The sequence below is a fragment of the Flavobacterium piscis genome (assembly GCF_001686925.1).
In the GTDB taxonomy this organism is placed as follows: domain Bacteria; phylum Bacteroidota; class Bacteroidia; order Flavobacteriales; family Flavobacteriaceae; genus Flavobacterium; species Flavobacterium piscis.
Genome location: NZ_LVEN01000027.1, coordinates 429649 through 449631 on the forward strand (window position 1 = coordinate 429649; position 19983 = coordinate 449631).

At 36.1% G+C, this 19983-nt stretch carries 17 protein-coding genes; 10 read left to right on the forward strand and 7 right to left on the reverse strand.

What is annotated here, in order from left to right; genetic code table 11:
* Positions 1 to 317: 317 nt before the first annotated feature.
* The 9 genes from FLP_RS12340 (at position 318) to FLP_RS25485 (ending at position 11684) form a co-directional block, all read left to right on the forward strand.
* Complete coding sequence (locus FLP_RS12340; RefSeq protein ID WP_065449799.1) at positions 318 to 1151, forward strand: universal stress protein; 834 nt, start codon at positions 318 to 320, stop codon at positions 1149 to 1151.
* 77 nt (positions 1152 to 1228) lie between these two features.
* A complete protein-coding gene (locus FLP_RS12345) occupies positions 1229 to 2278 on the forward strand; it encodes a 3-oxoacyl-ACP synthase III family protein (protein WP_065449800.1) in 1050 nt (349 codons plus the stop codon).
* Between the two features lie 56 nt (positions 2279 to 2334).
* A complete protein-coding gene (locus tag FLP_RS12350) occupies positions 2335 to 3429 on the forward strand; it encodes a sensor histidine kinase (protein WP_065449801.1) in 1095 nt (364 codons plus the stop codon).
* 4 nt (positions 3430 to 3433) lie between these two features.
* Complete coding sequence (locus FLP_RS12355) at positions 3434 to 4189, forward strand: LytR/AlgR family response regulator transcription factor (RefSeq protein WP_065449802.1); 756 nt, start codon at positions 3434 to 3436, stop codon at positions 4187 to 4189.
* Positions 4190 to 4360: 171 nt separating this feature from the next.
* Positions 4361 to 5437, forward strand: coding sequence for an adenylate/guanylate cyclase domain-containing protein (locus FLP_RS12360; protein ID WP_065449803.1), 1077 nt, complete (start codon positions 4361 to 4363; stop codon positions 5435 to 5437).
* A gap of 160 nt (positions 5438 to 5597) precedes the next feature.
* A complete protein-coding gene (locus FLP_RS12365; RefSeq protein ID WP_065449804.1) occupies positions 5598 to 6731 on the forward strand; it encodes an efflux RND transporter periplasmic adaptor subunit in 1134 nt (377 codons plus the stop codon).
* 31 nt (positions 6732 to 6762) lie between these two features.
* On the forward strand, positions 6763 to 9918 hold the full coding sequence (locus FLP_RS12370) for an efflux RND transporter permease subunit (RefSeq protein WP_065449805.1): 3156 nt from the start codon (positions 6763 to 6765) through the stop codon (positions 9916 to 9918).
* A complete protein-coding gene (locus FLP_RS12375) occupies positions 9918 to 11327 on the forward strand; it encodes an efflux transporter outer membrane subunit (protein WP_065449806.1) in 1410 nt (469 codons plus the stop codon). The genes FLP_RS12370 and FLP_RS12375 overlap by 1 nt, the downstream gene beginning before the upstream one ends.
* 195 nt (positions 11328 to 11522) lie before the next feature.
* The gene (locus FLP_RS25485) at positions 11523 to 11684 is read left to right on the forward strand and encodes a hypothetical protein (protein ID WP_165606671.1); all 162 of its coding nucleotides are present in this window, start codon (positions 11523 to 11525) and stop codon (positions 11682 to 11684) included.
* Positions 11685 to 11756: 72 nt separating this feature from the next.
* Here the strand turns inward: FLP_RS25485 and FLP_RS12380 are convergent, their stop codons facing one another.
* A complete protein-coding gene (locus tag FLP_RS12380; RefSeq protein ID WP_065449807.1) occupies positions 11757 to 12347 on the reverse strand; it encodes a hypothetical protein in 591 nt (196 codons plus the stop codon).
* A gap of 269 nt (positions 12348 to 12616) precedes the next feature.
* Between FLP_RS12380 and FLP_RS12385 the strand changes: the two genes are divergently transcribed.
* A complete protein-coding gene (locus FLP_RS12385) occupies positions 12617 to 13195 on the forward strand; it encodes a GrpB family protein (RefSeq protein ID WP_065450277.1) in 579 nt (192 codons plus the stop codon).
* A gap of 30 nt (positions 13196 to 13225) precedes the next feature.
* On the opposite strand, the gene FLP_RS12390 is transcribed toward FLP_RS12385, so the two are convergent.
* The 6 genes from FLP_RS12390 to FLP_RS12410 all read right to left on the reverse strand — a co-directional run bounded on the left by FLP_RS12390 (position 13226) and on the right by FLP_RS12410 (position 19979).
* Entirely contained in the window at positions 13226 to 14623 is a 1398-nt protein-coding gene (locus FLP_RS12390; RefSeq protein ID WP_065449808.1) for a S41 family peptidase, read from the reverse strand.
* Positions 14624 to 14720: 97 nt separating this feature from the next.
* Complete coding sequence (locus FLP_RS12395) at positions 14721 to 16157, reverse strand: serine hydrolase domain-containing protein (protein ID WP_065449809.1); 1437 nt, start codon at positions 16155 to 16157, stop codon at positions 14721 to 14723.
* A gap of 210 nt (positions 16158 to 16367) precedes the next feature.
* Complete coding sequence (locus FLP_RS12400; protein ID WP_065449810.1) at positions 16368 to 17834, reverse strand: glycoside hydrolase family 130 protein; 1467 nt, start codon at positions 17832 to 17834, stop codon at positions 16368 to 16370.
* 311 nt (positions 17835 to 18145) lie between these two features.
* On the reverse strand, positions 18146 to 18751 hold the full coding sequence (locus tag FLP_RS12405) for a DNA-3-methyladenine glycosylase (protein WP_065449811.1): 606 nt from the start codon (positions 18749 to 18751) through the stop codon (positions 18146 to 18148).
* Between the two features lie 22 nt (positions 18752 to 18773).
* Positions 18774 to 18911, reverse strand: a complete 138-nt coding sequence (locus FLP_RS25490; RefSeq protein WP_158596266.1) for a hypothetical protein — start codon at positions 18909 to 18911, stop codon at positions 18774 to 18776.
* A 150-nt stretch (positions 18912 to 19061) separates the two neighbouring features.
* Complete coding sequence (locus FLP_RS12410; protein ID WP_065450278.1) at positions 19062 to 19979, reverse strand: phytanoyl-CoA dioxygenase family protein; 918 nt, start codon at positions 19977 to 19979, stop codon at positions 19062 to 19064.
* Positions 19980 to 19983 lie beyond the last annotated feature (4 nt).

The following is a 19983-nucleotide window of genomic DNA, read 5'->3' on the forward strand; positions in this document are numbered from 1 at the left end:
TGTGCTACAATGATAAGAAAAATATTAATATAATGTTAAATAATAACTGATTTAATTGTTTTAGACGGTCATAGTTGTGGTTTTAGTAGTCTGGATGTTCTTATTTTCGTAAAAAAAGAATTGTGATTTTCGAATTCGACAATAATTTTTGGGAAAAACAAAACAGCATTTAAGTAATAAAATAATAATTAAGGTTTAAATTTCGGAAGCCAAAAAATACGTTTGGGAAGTGGATAATGACGCTACAGTATTATTTATTAAATCCCCAAAAGTTTATTTGAGCACTTTTACCAGATTAATTGCTTAATTGATATTTTATGAATTTACATCCCACTATTATAGCAGCAACAAATTTTTCGGCTATAGCCAATAATGCTGTTACATACGCTGCCGGACTAGCAAAAAGTGCCAATGCCAGTCTTATTCTTTTTAACTCTTTCCAGTTAGACATTCATAGTGCCAATTCTCATATTAGCGCAGAAGCGATGCAGAAACAACTAGACAAGGCATCCGAAAGACTAAAAACTTTAGGTAAAGACATTGCCGGTGCTTTTAATATTGAAGTGAGTTGCTTTTGCAGTTATTCATTTTTAGAAGATGAACTTTCGTCGTTAATAGAGCTTCATAATGCCGAACTGGTTGTTATGGGCATGGCTGAACGTTCTTTCGAACAGGAACTTATGGGTAATTCGACAACATCAGTAATTAAGAATTTAAATACGCCTGTATTGGCTGTTCCTCTAAATGCACGCTTTCAAAACATAAAAAAAATACTCTATGCCTGCGACACTTTAAGTTTTTCGTCTATCAAAAGATTCAGTTGGTTAAGAAGCATTGTGGGGAATCTGGGAGCAGAAGTAGAATTTTTTAGTGTAGATGCAAAATTAGATGATCTTAAGCAGGAACAAGACCGATTATTATTGAGTTCTACTCTCGAAGAAGAGTTTCAACAGGTCAAATACCTCTATAAAACTGTTAAATCGAATGCGGTAATAAATGAGATTAAGAAAGAAATTAACATTTATAATGCCGATATACTAGTAATGGTGCCACAAAAGTATGGTTTTTGGGATTCTTTAGTACATAAAAGCAAAACTAGAATTATGGCAGCAGGTTTAGACATACCGCTCTTGTCTTTTCCAAATTTCTGACGTTATTTTGCAGTCTGCTTTTTCTCCCAAAAAAAAACAGCAAAAGAAAAGATTCAAAATAACAAAAACAAATAAAAATGAAGGCAACAATTACAGCTATAGGAGGTTTTGTACCCAACTCTATATTAAGTAATGAGATGATTTCAAGAATGGTTGACACAACTGAAGACTGGATAATAAAAAGAACTGGAATAAAAGAGCGAAGATTGGCTACAGATGAAAATCTGGCAACATCAGATCTTGCTAGTGCAGCAATCGAGAATTTATTAGATACTTATGAAATAGATCGTCTGGAAATTGATGGTTTAGTATTGGCAACTGCAACGCCGGATCATCTTTTAACTCCTACAGCGAGTAAAGTATGCGAATTAAGCGGATTTACAAATGCATTTGGATTTGATTTAAACGGTGCCTGCAGCGGTTTCCTATACGCATTAGAAATGGCGACTACCATGATCGAAAGCGGACGCTACAAAAAAGTGGTTGTAGTAGGAGCGGATACCATGAGTTCTATTGTAGATTATGAAGACCGTAATACTTGTATTCTTTTTGGAGACGGAGCAGGAGCCGTTCTCTTAGAAAAAACAGATTTAGAGTACGGAATGATGAAAAGCATCCTGCGTACAGACGGAAGCGGTACATCTGCACTTTTAGTACCAGCAGGAGGCTCAAAAGTGCCTGCAACGATGCAAAGTATCATTCACAGAGAACATTTTATTAAACAGGAAGGTTCTTTTGTATTCAAAAAAGCAGTTGAGTCCATGTCAAACGTTTCTAAGGAGACTCTTGCCAGTAATGACTTAACAGTAGAAGATATTGACTGGGTGGTGCCGCATCAGGCTAATCTGAGAATTATAAAATCAGTAAGCGAACATTTGAATATTGGTATCGAGAAAGTAAAAGTAAATATTGATAAATACGGGAATACCACTTCAGCCACTATTCCGCTATGCCTTTGGGATTTTAAAGACGATTTTAAAGAAGGTCAGAACATACTGATTACTACTTTTGGAGCCGGATTTTCATGGGGAGCAACCTGTATAAAATGGGGAGTGATGAGAGCGCTAAAGGCGGTAGAATCATCAACAGTTGGAAAAATATTAAAACAAGATTTGATGTATCAATAGAAAAACGGTTCAAGTTTTTATTTATTATAATGCATCTATTATCAGTATATTAGCCTATGGATGCAAACGTGCAAAATAAAACAGGAGGGAAGAACTTTTTCTATAAATATTACAGGATTATTGTAATACCCGTTGTTTTTTTTCTCTATTTATCATCATATTATTTTTTGAATCCCTATCAGGATTTTGAACAAAATACTTTACTGGTTTTAGACTGGACAGTTGATATCTTTATCATTCTGGTGTATTGCGCCGTCCTGACAGAATTAAGTCTTTTTGTAGGCCGAAGTCTTAATTATTGGATCAGCTGGGAGCAAAAGCCTATTTTCAGGGCCTTTGCGCAATTTATATGTCTTATTGCAGGGAATATTCTTTTAAATTATTCCTTTTCGTATTTATGGCAGTTTTTTTATTCCTGGACCCCCTTAAAAGAAAGTGAATTGGTACAAATATGGCAGTCAAATTTAATGGCTGCTATATTGTCTCTCTTTATCAGTTTCATTCATACCAGTATCTTTTTGCTGAACCGCTGGCGTGTGACTTCTGAAGAAGCAGCCGAGCTAAAAATTAAAGCTTCTGAATTGCAGGAAGCTGTTACCAGATCTGAGTTAGAATCGTTAAAACTACAGCTCGATCCTCATTTTATCTTTAATAATTTCAGTACACTTACAGAGCTAATTCACGAAGACCAGCAATCTGCAGCGTCTTTTCTGGAAAATATTACGCGCGTGTATCGCTATATGATTTCGAATCTCGATAAAGATACTATTACGGTAAGAGAGGAAATAGAATTTTTAAATGCTTATTTTTATTTGTTAAAAAAACGTTTGGGCGAAAAAGTAGAGTTAAAACTGCAAATAGATATGTCGTGTTTAGATCTTCATTTGCCGCCCTTAACGCTGCAATTATTGGTCGAAAATGCTGTAAAACATAATAGTGCAACAATAGCAAATCCGCTTATTATTGCTATTTATTCTGATGTTGGAGATCTTGTGGTGCGCAATAATTTGCAGGCAACATCAGGCAAAAACTTTATTTCGACCGGAGTAGGAAATAAAAACATCGAGTTTAGATATAAAATTTTGTTTGACAGAATGCCTGTTTTTTCAGAATCTAATGGGTTTTATTGTGTGCGTCTGCCCTTAATTTAATACTATGAAAATTTTAATTATAGAAGATGAAAGTATCAATGCCAATCGTCTTAAAAGATTGTTGGAAGAATTAGAGCCGGATTGCGAAATCCTGGAAATAATAGATACAGTTCAGGGTGCCATAACATGGCTGAACACGAATGAGATGCCTGATTTAATCACCATGGATATTCGTCTGGCAGATGGTATTAGTTTTTCGATTTTCGAAGAAGTAAAAATTACTTGTCCCATCATATTTACAACCGCTTATGATGAATATGCTGTACGCGCATTTAAGGTAAACAGTATCGATTATTTGATGAAACCTATCGAAAAAACCGAACTCGAACAGGCATTGAAAAAATTTAAATCGGTATCAAAAGTTAAAAATAATACCGAGGATATTGGTGCAATTTTGAAAGGATTCCTTAACAAACCTTCTTTTAGATTACGTTTTTTGGTTACCTATCGTGATGGTTACAAAAGCATTGATGTAGCCGATATTGATTTTGTGTATTCAGAGTTTAAAACCTCGCATCTTTTCCTTAAAAACGGCACGATAATACCCATTCCGCAAACCATGGAAGAATTAGAGGAAGAACTTGATCCCGATGTTTTTTTTCGGGCCAACAGACAATTCTTTATTCGTGCCGAAAGCATCAAATCGATCGCCAATTATTTTAATGCCAAGCTCAAAATTCAGCTTAAAGCAGATCCTGAGCGTGAAGTAATCATCAGCAGGGAAAAAGCACCTTTTTTCAAGCAATGGATGGATCGCTAATATAATTTTCAAAACTTCATTTTAGGCGGTATAACTTACTATTCGGTTCGTTTAATCACCGTTTGGGTAATACTTTCCTGTATTTACGTTTACTCTCGTTTTAATTTTGCTGCATATTATTTCGAACCAAAATTATCTTTTTTGGTTTGAGTTGCATCAAAATTATCTTTAATGAAATACTCCCTAAAAACATTTTTAAAATTTAAAGAATACCTGCAGATTATAGCACTTTGGATAGCTGCTTTCTTGTTTTATGTCTTTATGACGTACAGCATGATCGATGACACTTTTTTTATTACCAATAAAATTGGTGTAATAGATTTTTTACTGTCAGAAATAACGGGAGCTTTAACAGTAGGGATTTTTATGGGAACCATTCTTTTTCTTTTGCAGGAATTGGTTTATCCCAGGTTTTTTCATAATTACGGGATATTGCTCACTACATTACTTCGAAGTCTTTTATTTCTGGTAGTTTGTTTTCTTGGCCTTTTGATCGTGCTCGAACTCAACAAAGTGCATTACATCAGGATTAATAATTGGTTTGCACTTCAGGTTAATACAAAGTGGATGGTTTGCTTTACAGCCTACTGTTTAATTGTTCATATTTTTATTACCCTTTTACAAGCCTTTAGCCGCAGATTAGGGAGTCATTATTTTAAGAATCTTTTACGAGGTAATTATATGATTCCTGTTGTAGAATACCGGGTTTTTATGTTTTTGGATATGTGTTCTTCAGCCACAGTTGCAGAAGAAGTGGGCCATTACAATTACAGTCTTTTATTGCAGGAATGCTTTACAGATTTATCAGAAATATTAGTAGAGTATAATGCCGAAGTTTACCAGTATGTAGGCGACGAAGCCGTGCTTACCTGGAAGGTAAAAGAAGGTTTTAAAAGACAGCAATGTATAGAATTATATGAGGCCTTTGTAGTGAGATTACTGGAAAAAAAAGAGTTGTATCAGCGTAAATTTGGTTTACTTCCAAGGTTCAAAGCTTCTATTAATGAAGGTCTTGTAACCGTTGCCGAAATTGGACAAATCAAAACCGAAATTGCCTATCACGGAGATGTTCTCAGCACTGCAGCCCGTGTTCGTGATTTATGCAACGATTATAAAACCAATCTTCTGATCACGCAGTCCTTTTTCGAACAATTAACTTCTTTTGAACAGGATAATTTTATAGCTATCGAAACCACCATTTTGCGCGGAAAAAAAAGACCTGTTACGATCTACAAATCTTTCGATTAAAACTCGCTCCCTGCGCTCTCAGCATGCCATTTTTCTCGGTTGTATTATTGTTCGTTTCAGTGTCAAATAAATACGGTTGGGTAAAGTTACACTCATTCAAGAGGCTTTTGGGTTGTTATTTTGTCATCAAATCCTATGTATTCATTAAAAGTGAAATAAAATGACAAAACAATTTTTTCAAAATAATAAAACACTCAGCAAAATGGTCGTTTTATTGATTATCATTAGCTTTTCTTCATGTGGTAAAAGCGGACAGGAAGGTGTAGCGCCTCCAAAGCCTGAAGTAGATTTTTTTCAGGCTAAATCGATCACAGGCGAAATAGAAAAAAAATATCCGGGTATTATCGAAGGTACCGTAAATGTTGACATAAAAGCGCAGGTTTCAGGTTATCTGGAAGCTATTTATGTCAAAGAAGGAGATTATGTTACCAAAGGACAATCGCTGTTTAAAATCAAAGCAGATGTGTATGCAGAGCAGGTAAATAACAGCCGTGCAGCTTACAAAAGTGCCTTGGCCAACCTTGCCAATGCCAAGCTGGAAATCGAAAAAATCAAACCGCTTGTGGATGCAAAAGTATATTCGGATATGCAGCTCAAAACTGCACAGGCCAATTATGATGCAGCATCAGCTCAGGCAGCACAGGCAAAAGCAGCATTGGGATCTTCACAGCTTAACGCTGATTTTTCTTTGATAAAAGCACCGGTAAGCGGCTACATCAGCAGGATTCCAAATCGTGTTGGTAATCTTGTTACGCCAACGGATACCGTTCCTCTTACCATTCTTTCAGAAATCAATACAGTTTTTGTTTATTTCTCCTTAAGTGAAGCAGATTATCTGGAATTTTCTAAAGATGCAAAATCCAATCAAACCGTAAGTTTAATTCTGGCTGATGGCAGTGTATACGAGCATCAGGGAAAACTGGAAGTAGCCAGTGGTAATGTCGACCGTACAACAGGAAGTATTGCTTTAAAAGCTGTTTTTTCAAATCCTAAAAAGCAATTGCGTTCAGGAGGTTCTGCCAGAGTAGTGCTTAATAGCAGTCTGACTTCTGTCATTACGGTTCCAATGGCGAGTGTAAAGGATATTCAGGATAAATTCTTTGTTTATGTTCTAAAAGAAGGTAACAAAGTAGCCATGGTTCCCGTAGAAATTGGCGGTAGTGCCGGTACGGATTATTTTGTAAAAAGCGGAGTAAAATCGGGTGATAAGATTGCATTAAACGGTATAGATCTGCTTTATGATGGTGTCGAAGTAGTGCCAAAAACAGCAGCGAAAGCGGTTAGCAACAAGTAATTTTTTGGTTTTAATATAAATAACATTTTCCATGTTAAAAAAAATAATAGACAGGCCTGTATTGGCTACAGTTATCTCCATTGTATTGGTGATATTAGGTATCATAGGTCTTACAAGATTATCGGTAACCAGATTTCCTGATATTTCGCCACCAACCGTAATGGTAAGCGGTTCGTATCCTGGAGGAAATAGTGAAACCGTTATACGTTCTGTGGTAACGCCGCTTGAAGAACAAATTAATGGAGTAGAGAACATGCAGTACATCAAATCTACTGCCAGTAACGACGGATCTTTTTCGATCAGCGTGATTTTTAAACAAGGTGTCGATCCGGATCAGGCTGCTGTAAACGTACAAAACAGAGTGCAGCAGGCAACGCCAAAACTGCCTCAGGAAGTAATCAGAATGGGACTTACAACCTCGAAGCAGCAAAATAGTATGATTGTTATTTTCAACCTTTATACAGACGATAACAAAAAATACGACGAATTGTTCCTGCAGAATTATGCCAACATCAATCTGGTACCACAAATAAAGCGTGTTCCGGGAGTAGGGCAAGTGCAAATTTTTGGACAAAAAGATTATTCGATGCGTGTTTGGCTTGATCCGCGTAAAATGGCCAATGCAGGTTTAGTACCTTCAGATGTTACCAGAGCCATTGCAGATCAAAGTTTAGAATCGGCTCCGGGAAAATTGGGAGAAGAATCAAAAGCAGCATTAGAATACGTTATTCGATATAAAGGAAAGAAAAACAAACCCGAGCAATATGAAAATATCGTCGTTAAAACTGATGGAAATAATATCCTAAGACTGAAAGATGTAGCGCGCGTAGAGTTTGGTTCCATCTCCTATAGTGGTGACAACAAATCGAATTCTAAGAATGCCGTTACTATGGCGATCTTACAAACATCAGGTTCAAATGCCAATGATATCGAAATTGGGATCAATAAGGAAGTAGAAAGATTATCAAAATCTTTTCCTCCGGGGATTAAGTATGTCAATGTAATGAGTACCAAGGAAAGACTGGATGAAGCTACCGGACAGGTAAAATCTACTTTATTAGAAGCTTTTATTTTGGTTTTTATAGTCGTTTTTATCTTCCTTCAGGACATTCGATCTACAATTATTCCGGCTATTGCGGTTCCGGTTGCGATTGTAGGAACCTTTTTCTTCCTGTTGGTATTTGGATTTACGATCAACATCCTGACGCTTTTTGCATTGGTTCTGGCCATTGGTATTGTCGTCGATGATGCGATTGTCGTGGTCGAAGCCGTTCACAGTAAAATGGAAGAAGATTCAAGCCTTTCGGCCAAAGAAGCGACGCATAGCGCAATGGCAGAGATTACAGGAGCCGTTGTTTCAATCACACTGGTGATGTCGGCAGTATTTATCCCGATTGGTTTTATGACAGGATCCTCAGGGATTTTCTACAAGCAGTTTGCTTATACACTGGCGATTGCTATTATTATTTCGGCAGTAAATGCATTGACACTTACTCCGGCATTGTGCGCCCTTTTATTAAAAAACAGCCATAGCGGTAAACATGAAGGAGAAGGACATAAAAATGGATTTAAAGAACGTTTTTTTGTCGGATTCAATTCAGGTTTCAACAACCTAACGGGTAAATATATCAAAGGAGTTCGTTTTCTTATTGGTAGAAAATGGCTTGCGGGAGGATTAGTTTTAGGAATAAGCGCCATCGCTATTGTGATGATGATGAGTACTCCAAAAAGTTTTGTTCCAATGGAAGATGACGGTTTTATGCTTTACAGTTTATCCATGCCGCCGGGCACAGCTTTAGATCGTACGACAGAAGTGGTAGAGAAAATGGAAAAAGAACTAGAAACTATTGAAGCGATTGATGTTAATACCAGTATTACAGGTTTTAATATTTTGAGCAACAGTGCCAGTACCGCTTACGGATTGGGATTTATAAAATTAAAACCTAAAAAAGAAAGAGGATCGGTTAAAGACATCGATGAAATTTTGAATATGGTCAACAGCAAATTGTCTGTCATCAAAGAAGGTCAGATCATGGTATTAAGAATGCCGCCTGTAGAAGGATTTGGTGTAACCAGTGGTGCCGAAATAGTGCTTCAGGACAGGACAGCGCGTGATCCGGCGACACTAAAAGCCATGGCAGATAAAGTAATTGGGCAAATCATGCAGCAGCCCGGAGTACAATATGCCTACACAACTTTTAGAGCAGATTACCCGCAGCTTGAATTGGAAGTGGATGAAGAAAAAGCAAGTCAAATGGGCGTGAATATTCGTGAAATGTTAGGCAATATCCAGACTTATTTTGCTGGAGATCAATCGGCAGATTTTTCAAGATTTGGAAAATTTTACAGAGTGAATGTCAAAGCAGATGGAATTTTCAGAACAGATCAGGATGCATTCAACGAAATATTTGTTCGAAATGCCAAAATGGAAATGGTGCCTGTAAAATCTCTTGTAAAACTGCGCAAGGTTTACGGACCTGAATCGGTAAACCGTTACAATTTGTATAATTCGGTAAATATTACAGCTGTAGCGTTGCCTGGTTTTAGTAACGGACAAATTATGGGGAATCTTGAAACAGTTCTGGACAAACTTCCGTCTGATTACAGTTACGAATGGACAGGATTAAGTCTTGAAGAAAAAGCCGGAGGAAACCAAACGATTGCCATTTTTGGATTGTGTCTATTGTTTGTTTTCTTTTTACTGGCAGCACAATACGAAAGTTATTTATTGCCGCTTGCTGTTTTGCTGTCTATTCCAACCGGAATTCTGGGTGCTTTTGCAGGAGTAAAAGCAGTAGGACTGGACAATAATATTTATGTTCAGGTCGGGTTAATCATGCTGGTCGGGCTTTTGGCCAAAAATGCCATTCTTATTGTAGAGTTTGCCCTTCAGAGACGTTACGCAGGCTTGTCTATAGCCGAAGCAGCGATAGAAGGAGCAAGGTCAAGATTACGACCTATTATCATGACATCCCTTGCCTTTATTGTAGGTATGATTCCGCTAATGTTTGCTTCCGGAGGAACAGCAGTAGGAAACAGGTCTATTAGTGTAAGTGCTGCTATCGGGATGTTTAGCGGAGTGGTTTTGGGAGTTTTTGTAATTCCGTTACTTTTCATCCTCTTTCAGTATTTACAGGAAAAAGTATCCGGTAAAAAGATTGTAATTCAAACTATAAAAGAAGAATAATGAGCGTACTATATAAAATTGGAGTTTCTTTATTTGCAGGCGTTTTATTGACATCCTGCGTAGTAGGGAAAAAATATTCCCGAACAGATTTAAATGCGCCTGAAAAATATCGTGAAGCTATAACAGTAACCGGAGATACTATTTTGCATCCCTGGAAAAGTTACTATAAAGATCCTATGCTAGTTGGTTTAATCGAAAAAGCCCTTGTTAAAAACAACGAGGTGCTGATCGCCATGAAAAGTATGGAACAGCTTGATCTTACTTACAAACAGGCGAAATTATCCTTATTGCCTACACTTGATTTTGACGCAGGAGCAAGCAGAAGTTATCAGTCTAAAAATTCGCTTAACGGTTCTTTGAGCGCACAATTTACCAGTAAAGATTATCTGGACGATTACAGCGCCAATCTTAGATTATCATGGGAAGCCGATATTTGGGGAAAAGCCGCCATGCAAAAGCGAGATGCCAAAGCGGGTTATTTTGCCCAAAAAGAAAATCTTTCGGCGTTGAAAACGAGGATTATTGTTCAGGTAGCGCAGTCCTATTATAATCTTTTAGGACTGGATGAGCAGCTTAAAATTGCGCAGAAAAACATTGATTTGAGTAATAGTACTTTGAGCATGATGCAGATGCAGTACAATTCAGGATTGATTAGTTCTTTGGCACTTTATCAAACTGAAGCTCAGAAAAAAACAGCAGAATTGTTGGTTCCTTTAGCAGAGGCAAATATAGCGGTTCAGGAAAATGCATTGCAAATTTTGTGTGGTGAATATCCTGACAGCATTACACGTTCAGGAAATCTGGATGTTGCAGAACTTAATGTCGTTTTACCTTCTGGGGTTCCGGCATCACTTTTAAGCCGAAGACCGGATGTTAAAGCGGCTGAGTACGCCGTTATGTCTGCCAATGCTAAAACGGGACTTGCAAAAGCCACGATGTATCCAACATTGAGTTTGAGCCCTTCAATTGGGATTAATTCTTTTGAATTTGATACCTGGTTTAATTTTCCGGGATCGGTAACCAAAACCATAGCGGCCAATTTGGTACAGCCCATTTTCAAAAAACGTCAATTAAGAACAGCGTACGAAATTGCAGTTCTGGAACAGGAAAAAGCAGTCGTTCAGTTCAAACAATCGTTTATTACAGCGGTAGGAGAAGTTTCTAATGCCATGTCTCAACTAAAAAATGCTGATAAACGAATGGAATTGGCTACCGAAAAGTCGGTTTCGTTAGACAAAGCAACAACTGATGCTAATTTATTGTACAAAAGCGGAATGGCGACTTATCTTGAGGTTATTGTAGCGCAAAATAGTGCCTTGCAAAATGATCTTGATGTTGTGGCAATAAAACTGGAAAAACTAAATGCAGCTATAAATTTATACCGTGCTCTTGGAGGCGGTGTAGAATAAGCCGGAATGTAAATAATTCATCATCTGTACAAATTATTGTATGGGTGGTGAATTTTTCGGTTTTAGAGTTTTTAGAAAAAGTAAAGCTCTTTTTTTGAATTTTAATTTAAATAGCACAAATAATCAGATAGTACAAAACCATTCCTTCAAAGAATTCGTAGATGTAGTTATAAATGGTTAATATTTAATGCAATAATGGAAGAAAAATACCAAAAGATGATGGATGAGGAAAACGAAAGGTTAAATGAAAGAATAGCAATAATCGAGCGTCATCACAAGAGAGTAAAACTCCATTTACTTAGCGCAGCAGTGATTATTATAGGAGTTACCATTTATTTTTGCTTTATCTTAGAATAGTTATTTTAATTTCCAACGCCGTGATGACATTGGAAATTAATACAACAGCATATTTTTAGGTATTCTTCGTTTTTATTCTTTATATAAAATAATAGTAGCTTTATAGCCGGTTCCCACATTCCATTGGCTTGCCTGAATCACAGCACCTTTATCATCATAAACCTGAAATTCAGCTGTATTGGGAGAGGCTGAACCTTCGTTTAACGCTTCAAAATCAATTTTGTTGATTCCTTTTACCAAATTTATTTTAAAACCCTGAAAATCGCCATTTAAGCTTACCTCGGTTTCAATAACTTTATCGTTAAGATATACCCTGATTTTATCGCCATCTACAAATGCAGCATCGCGATAACGAATGGTCGAAGTCGATGTATTGGTTACAAAACCTCCTAAATATTCATTTCTTCTGTAAAAAATACCTTCTACATTGGCTTCAGGTTTGTACAGCGTATTATTTTTATAAAGATCCTCCGGATTAATTTTTAAAACGGTTGATTCTTTTAAGGGCGGCGGATCGTTTGGCGGAGTCTCCGTTGGCGGCAAAGGTTCTTTTATATCAGAATTTTTAGCCGGAATTGGTTTGTATTTATCTTTCACTTCCTTTTGCGAATAACCTTGGAAAGAAATGCCTAATATAGCGACCAAAAACAATATTTTTTTCATAAATCTTAATATATTAATAAGTATATACAAGTTAATCATTAAAATTAAATCGATCAACTCTTTTTATTAAAACATTCAATTAACACATTTATTGCCTTTGGAATGTATTATTTATGAGGCGGAATCTTTATTTTTTTAACAGATAAATTATTTTTAGATATCGAATAGTTTTGGTGGCGGCACATTCATTTTTAGTTTTTAGTAAAAAAAGAATTGTATTTTTGCGCCCCTGTATTTTTACACAAAACCAAATAAATCAAGCCAATATCATGTCTAAACGTATTAATGAACTCTCGAAAGAAGAGATCGCAAAGTTATTTCCTGTTGAATTATCTGGTTACGATTCAAACTGGATTGAAATTTATAAAGAAGAAGAAAAACAGATTAAGAATGCCTTGCATGAGATTTTAATTAGAATTGAGCATTTTGGAAGTACCTCTATCCCAAACTTAACGGCTAAGGATACAATTGATATTTTAGTAGAAATCCCAGAGGACCAAAGTTTAAACGATTCGATCATTGAACGCATGAAGACTATTTCGTACGATTTTATGTGGCAAACAGATGGTGAACCTCCTTATATGGTCTTCGTAAAAGGATATAATACTACAGGAATAAAAGAACAGACGTTTCATATTCATATGGGACCTGGCCATCACAAATTATGGGACAGGATTTTCTTTAGGGATTATCTTATTGAATATCCTGAAATTGCAAAACAATATGAAACATTAAAACTGGCTTTGGCACAAGAATTTAAATACGATCGCGTAGGATACAGGATTGCCAAAACAGATTTTGTGATCAAAATTACTGAAGAAGCCAAAAAGTATTATCTCGCTAAATAAGCTGTTGTTTCCTGTTGAAAAAGTGTGCTTTTATTTTTCCAAAAGAAAAACTTTCTCCAGTGCTTTATCTGTAAAATTATTGCTGCTGTAAAAAGTGTCATAAAAAGAAACAGGGTCTTTGGGATAATGCATATCATGCTTTACAGGAATACCAAGACCTTCATAAGTTATATTCTTATTGTCAGAATAGATTTCATTAGATAAACTGAATTCCCAGCTATTAGGAAGTTCTTTCCATAATAATTCTGAAAAGATTCCTGCTGTCGAAGATCCAATACGGATAATCTCAGGATAGCTTAAAGTTCCCAATGCAAATATTTCTGCTGCGCTGGCGGTTTTATGGCTTGTTAAAACGTATACTTTTTTGAGATAGTTATCTTGTGCCGGAACTAAACTGTACGTTTGACTAGGTGAAAAACCATCGTGTGTTTTTGCCTTGACAGAAAGGATATCTTTTTTTTGAGTAACAAAATGACGAAGCAATTGTAGTGCAACGGTTTCATAACCACCACCATTAAAACGAAGGTCAATGACAACAGATTGTGTGTTTTTAAAATCGTCAAGAATGATTTTTATTATTTTTTCTACACCTTTGAGTTCATCATCAAATAGTTCCAATGGTACTTTTGTATCACGTATTGCATTGTATTTTGGGCTAAAATCTTTTGAATCCGTTTCAGGATTAGGAACATAATCAGCAAAGTTATTCATATCTGTAATAACAATATAACCGGTTTTGCTTTGTTTTAAAATGCCCCACTGTACAACACCATTATTATAGGATTTTGTTGTTTCAATATATTTTTGCTGTATATCTTTGATGACTTCAGCCTTTGATTTTAAAGACCGAACAGGCTTTTGAACCGACTGATTTATTTTTGAATTTAAGGCTTTTGGGATTTCAAGCCTTATATGTCCATCATTAATTTTCTGAATGATCTCTTTAAGAACAAAGGCGAATTCCTGTTCTGTTTTAAGCTTTCTGATTTTGGGTATATAATCGTTATAAATTTGCTGCCAGCTGATATTTCGTTCCTTAAAAAAGGCGTAATTATCCTTAAAAGTGAGCCAGAAAATCTTAAAGTTTTTTTCGAAAGAAGTATCTTTAACTTGTTGGATAGTACAAATTTCAGGAAGGGAATTGATTCTTTTAAAGGAATAATTTACGATACCACCGGGATTTAAAACCAATAGACTGTCTGATGCGGAAACAACCGAAAATCTTCCGGCGAAGTTACCTTCTGCAAGTACTTTGCAATTGATGTCGTTGATATTATAATAGTGAAAAACACTGTCTTTTAGCGCTAAAATACGATCGTAACCCTGCTGTTGCCAAAAACTATTTTTACTGATCTGTATTGGTTGTGAGAATGAAGAAACAGTGCAAAACAGCGTACATAATAGTAATTTTTTTTTGAAACAGATCATAGCTTTTTTAATTTGTATTGAGTATTCATACAATTGTTTTTTTTTTTTTTTGAAAATTCAACATTCCAGTAAGATGTCGTTAAAACTGTTGCTGGAATCAGTGTTTTTTGAGTTTATCCAGAATATAATTCCAATGCGGATTTTGAGGATCCAGTTCGCGGGCTTTTTCAAAATAAATAATCGCCATTTTCTTTTTTTTGGTTCGTTTGTAAATTTCTCCCAAACTTTCATTAGCAAGAACAGCATTAGGATATTCCTTTACGTTGAGTTCATACAATTTGACAGCCTGTTTTGTTTTGCCGGATTTTCGTAATTCACCTGCTAAATAATTCAGTTGATTTTCATTAAAAAACAATTCGGGATTTTTGGCTGTTTTTAGTTGATGGTATAATGCAATTGCAGCATCAATTCCTTTGGATTGAACCGTTTGTCGAAGCGTGTCTAATAATTGCCAGGGATATTGATACGGCTCTATTTTATATCTCGAATCCAGAATGTACCTGCCAATATCTGATACTGAATTATTGGAGTTGGATAAAACTACTACGCCAATTTTATTTTTATTATCGATGCCTAAAAATGTGCAGTATCCCGGCATTCCGCCATCTTTAAAAAGTATATTTTGTCCGTTGTTATTGTCAAGAGTCCAGCCCATTGTGGTGTAAGTATCGTTTCCGTCTTTTTTTGCCTGCAGGACATGAGTGAGTTCCATTGCAGGAAACAATTCCGTTTTAATTAAGCCCATATTTTCCTGTGCAAAGGTGAGAAGATCATTTACGTTAGATCGCAATGCTCCGCCGGCTTCTATGGCGCCTAATTCTGTAAGTCCAACATTTGTACCGGTTTCTGCATGCCCTATGGCTAAATTTTCTTTTTGCTTAGCTGTTAATGAGATAACGGTGTTATTAAGATGCAAAGGCTTGCAAATTTCGTCTGTCATAAGGGTCTCAAAATTTTTTTGCGCAACCAAAGTCAGTACAGTGCCCAATACTCCATAACCCACATTCGAATATTGCCATTTTGAATCAATATCAAAAGAAGGTTCAAAATGCGCTACATTTTCGTATAATTGATTTACACCATAGTCAATATAAGGTTCGTCCAGATTTTTTGGATCTGTATTGTATGGAAAACGCGGCATTCCGGATCGATGCGTTGATAAGCTGAGCAGCGAAATTTCTTTTCCTTTCCGTAGAGGAGTTTTTACAGTTACAGGCAGAAATTTTGATATAGGATCATGAACATTAAGCTGCTGTTTTAAACTCATATCTGCCAATAGCAACGAAGTGAATACTTTTGTAATGGAACCTATTTCATAGAGGGTATTACCATCAGGCAATCTGGAATCGTGATCACTTAATTGGCCTTCTGCAATTATTTGCCTGCCGTTAGCATCAACAATCCCTACAATAATACTTTTGCTTCTTTTATTGGTAACTTCTTGTTTTATAATTGCTTTGATACTATCTACTGGTATTTGACCAAAGGTGAAAGGAGCGAAGGTTAAGAAGATTATTAGGGTATATTTTTTCATTGTAATCTGAGTCAGTTAAGACAGCTGTTATCGCGCTGCCGTGGGAAGCTACAGAGAAATAGTAATGACCGACAGATTTTCGATCAGTATTAAATTCAATTGTTTTAGAAAGACTCAAAATTAATGTGAAATGTTACACTAAAATTGTACAAATGCGAAAAAAAAATTGCTTCCTTAAAAAAGAAAGCAATTAATATTATGGCGTGTGACTTATTTACTTTTTTTAAGCGCATCTATTAATTCGCCCATATCGACTACAGCATAAGTAGAGGAATAATCAGATACGGCGTAAGGTAATATCAGGCTATTGTTGTGTATGATAGCTCCGCAGGAGTAAACAACATTAGGTACATAACCTTCCCGCTCGTCTTCAAGAGGTGAAAGCAGAGGTTCAGAAAGTCTTCCTATTTCTATAGACGGATCCTCAAGATCTAATAATGAGGCACCAATACAATAACGTCGCATTGTACCTACACCATGCGTGATAACAAGCCATCCATCCGGAGTCCAAAGTGGTGAACCGCAATTTCCTATTTGTGTAAACTCCCAGGTATAACGTGGTTCCTGAAGAAGAATGGGATCATTCCATTGTGTAACGCGGTCAGAATACATGATATAATTATTTACACCATCTATTCTTGAAAGCATGGCATATTTGCCTTTTATTTTTCTTGGAAACAAAGCCAGGTTTTTATTCTGAGCTCCCGCACCATGCAAAGGCATAACCCTGAAGGTGTAAAAATCCTCGGTAGAAATAAGCTTAGGCAATATGGCGTGACCATTATATGCCGTATAAGTAGCCATAACACGACTGGATCCATCCTCATCTTCAAATCGTACAAAACGGGCATCTTCGATACCGCGGCTTTCAGACTCTGAGATAGGAAATATAACACGCTCTGTAAGATCAGAATCGTGTTTGAACTGCAAATCATAAAATGAATCAGCGAGCCAGAGTATTTCTTCAAGCGCTATTCTTCTTTCCTGACGAATTGATGGGTCTGCTAAGGCCGTATTGACCATACTTTTTAATATCGCAAACTCAAATTCCTCGGGTAAGTCCTGCATGATCTGCGCTATGTATTTGTCCTGCGTATGCATTTCGGACAATTTTAATAAAAAACGCTCTTTATTGAATAAAGATTTATGCTCAATCTCGGCCTTATCGATGTTATGACCAATCTTCATAACCAGAAGATTATTATCCTTATCAAGAATTCCTCTTCTAAAAACTATGGATGAAATATGACCTTCACCTGTTGCGCGAAAAGAAATGATGACACGTTTTTCGCCGGCTTCAAGACCTGACTGATCAAAATCTTCTATAATCGAAGGATTAAAAATGGCTGCAGATTCTATCGCGTATTCCATAGTACAATAGGAACCTATGAGCATTTTTCGATCCAGAGATATTGCCTCATAATCTATTTGCATGGCTTCGATAATAGGTTTTATTTTTTCGCAATGCCTAAAAAAAATGGCCGAAATATTTCGGTGACGTCTTGCAAATTCACGAAGCGTTTGTTCTAAGGTTTCCAGTACCTGCTTTTCGTTCAGCATCATGATACGCGCAACCATTTGTTTGGTCCGCTCTTCGCCATTCATAAAATATCTTGCAACAACTCTTTTAGAATCCGGGGTGAATTTTATGTTTTTACGGATGACTGATACTCGCATATAAATCTGTTTTTTTTGATGTTAGAAAAATTAATTCAGTTCTTCTATATTGATAATTTGTTATAAAAAATAAAGAATTTAACCTGTTAGAAACAATATTAATACCTAAAAGTATTCTCTATTTCTAAACAAGTTAGTGATTTTGTTAAGGAAAAAAAACTTTTTTTTTAAACTTTTATTGTGGCTTTGTAAATTAATGATTGTATTTTATTAAAAAGATAAAATAAAAATAGCCTTGATTGTTAAATAGATACGATCTTTATAAAGTTTCGGTGCTTAATAAAAGTGAGAAAGTATTTTCAGAATTAAGATTAAATTTTGTTGGGTTTACTTACATATTTATTGTCTTTAACAAAAAAACGCCAGGGCAGGAGCGCATCTTCCTGCGCATACGCCACACCAACACGGGGTACTGCTGCAATTTGATCAGGAGTGTATCGAATAGCATGATCTTCTATCCAGATTTCTTCTCCCGATAATTCTTTTTCGTTAAATGTGCGATCAATGCCTAAAGCTTTGGCTGCAGATCCGGGGCCTGAAGATATAGCTGCTTTTGTGGCGGCTATTTTACGTCTGGTTTCCATTATGTCCAGTCCTATAAGAGGTTCTATGGCACGTATTAATACGGCATGCGGTTCGCCTTCGACGGAGCTTACTACATTAAAGAGATTGTGAATTCCGTAACACAAATAAACGTACGAAACACCTCCTTGCTGATACAATGTTTCTGTTCTGTTCGTACGACGTCCGCCGTAAGCATGCGATGCTTTATCCTGAATACCAAAATAAGCTTCGGTTTCTACGATAACGCCTGCAGTTATTTCGCCATTAATTTGGGTAAAAAGAACTTTGCCCAATAAATCTTTGGCCAGAAAAAGAACATCGGGATTGAGGTAATAAGAAAAGGGTAATTTCAATTTTTTATAATTGTATTAATAATTATTGTTTGTTATGACTGATCTTTTTAATTTCGATAGTGGTCTTTTCGTTGTTTCTGGAAGACGTGGACTTGACTTCAGATTTTTTTTCCGAAGTTCTGGCACTCGAAATATTATTTTTGTGATTTGAAGTTGTCATACTACATTGTTTAAATCATTAATACACACAAATGTAGAAAGTTAATAAACAAGTAGGATTATAAAATTCACAGCGTACAATTGTATTATTATCAGGTAATTGATGCAGTTAAGATGTTATTTTTAAATCGTTTAATTTACTGTTTCACTTTTATAACCATTCTCCCGAATCATTATAATCATTAGGCAAATAAGTAAGATACTGAACCATTCTGGGACTTTTGCCTTTGTTTGGCGTTGCGCAATGCGGCAATCTGTTATCCCAGATAATAAAATCGCCGGCATTACCTAAAATAGGCTTTGGGTTTAATGTTTTCACCGCTTTGTCTCTTGGGTTTTCATGAGGTTCCAGATTGTCCAGCCAATGATTTATTTTGTTGTGAAATCCCGCCACACAATGAAAAGCACCGTCGTTAGCACCACAATCTGTAAGATAGAGCAGCCCCTGAAGTCCAAATTTTATAGGTTGTTTTAAGCTGGTGTCCCAATGAAGCGGACTTCCTAAAAAAGTAAACTCACTAGTTTCAGGCGGATTAAAACTTACTTTGTCAATCGTTTTGTAAATATTCGCGCTATTGTAAAGCTGTTCGTATGCTTTTTTTATTTTGGGCGAAAATCTGTTTTTATTTAAAGTTTCATGATCCGAAAAATTAAGCATCAATCCTTTTTGATCCGGATGTCTTTGATACCAGCTTTCCTTTTGATCCGGATGCATTTCTAAAAAATCCCAAATAGCTTGTTGGGTAGCTTCGCAATCTTTTTTTGAAACAGCATCTTTTATAACAATATAGCCGTTTTCGCTCCAAAATTCCAGATCTTCTTCTGATAGAACCGTATCTGTAAGCTCTTCTGCTGTATTTGAGATTTGCGTTCGATTATTGATCCAATTTTTAAAAGTTTCTAAATCAGGTTTTTCAAAGTATAAAAACTGTAATGCATCTTCCATACCAATACCTAATTCGTACAAGGCTTTAATTTCTTCATTCCAATTTTGTACTCCATCTGCAGCAGAAACTCCGGAAGGATCTACAATACGTTTCCAAAGTTTTTCAAGAATAGTCCGGGACATAACT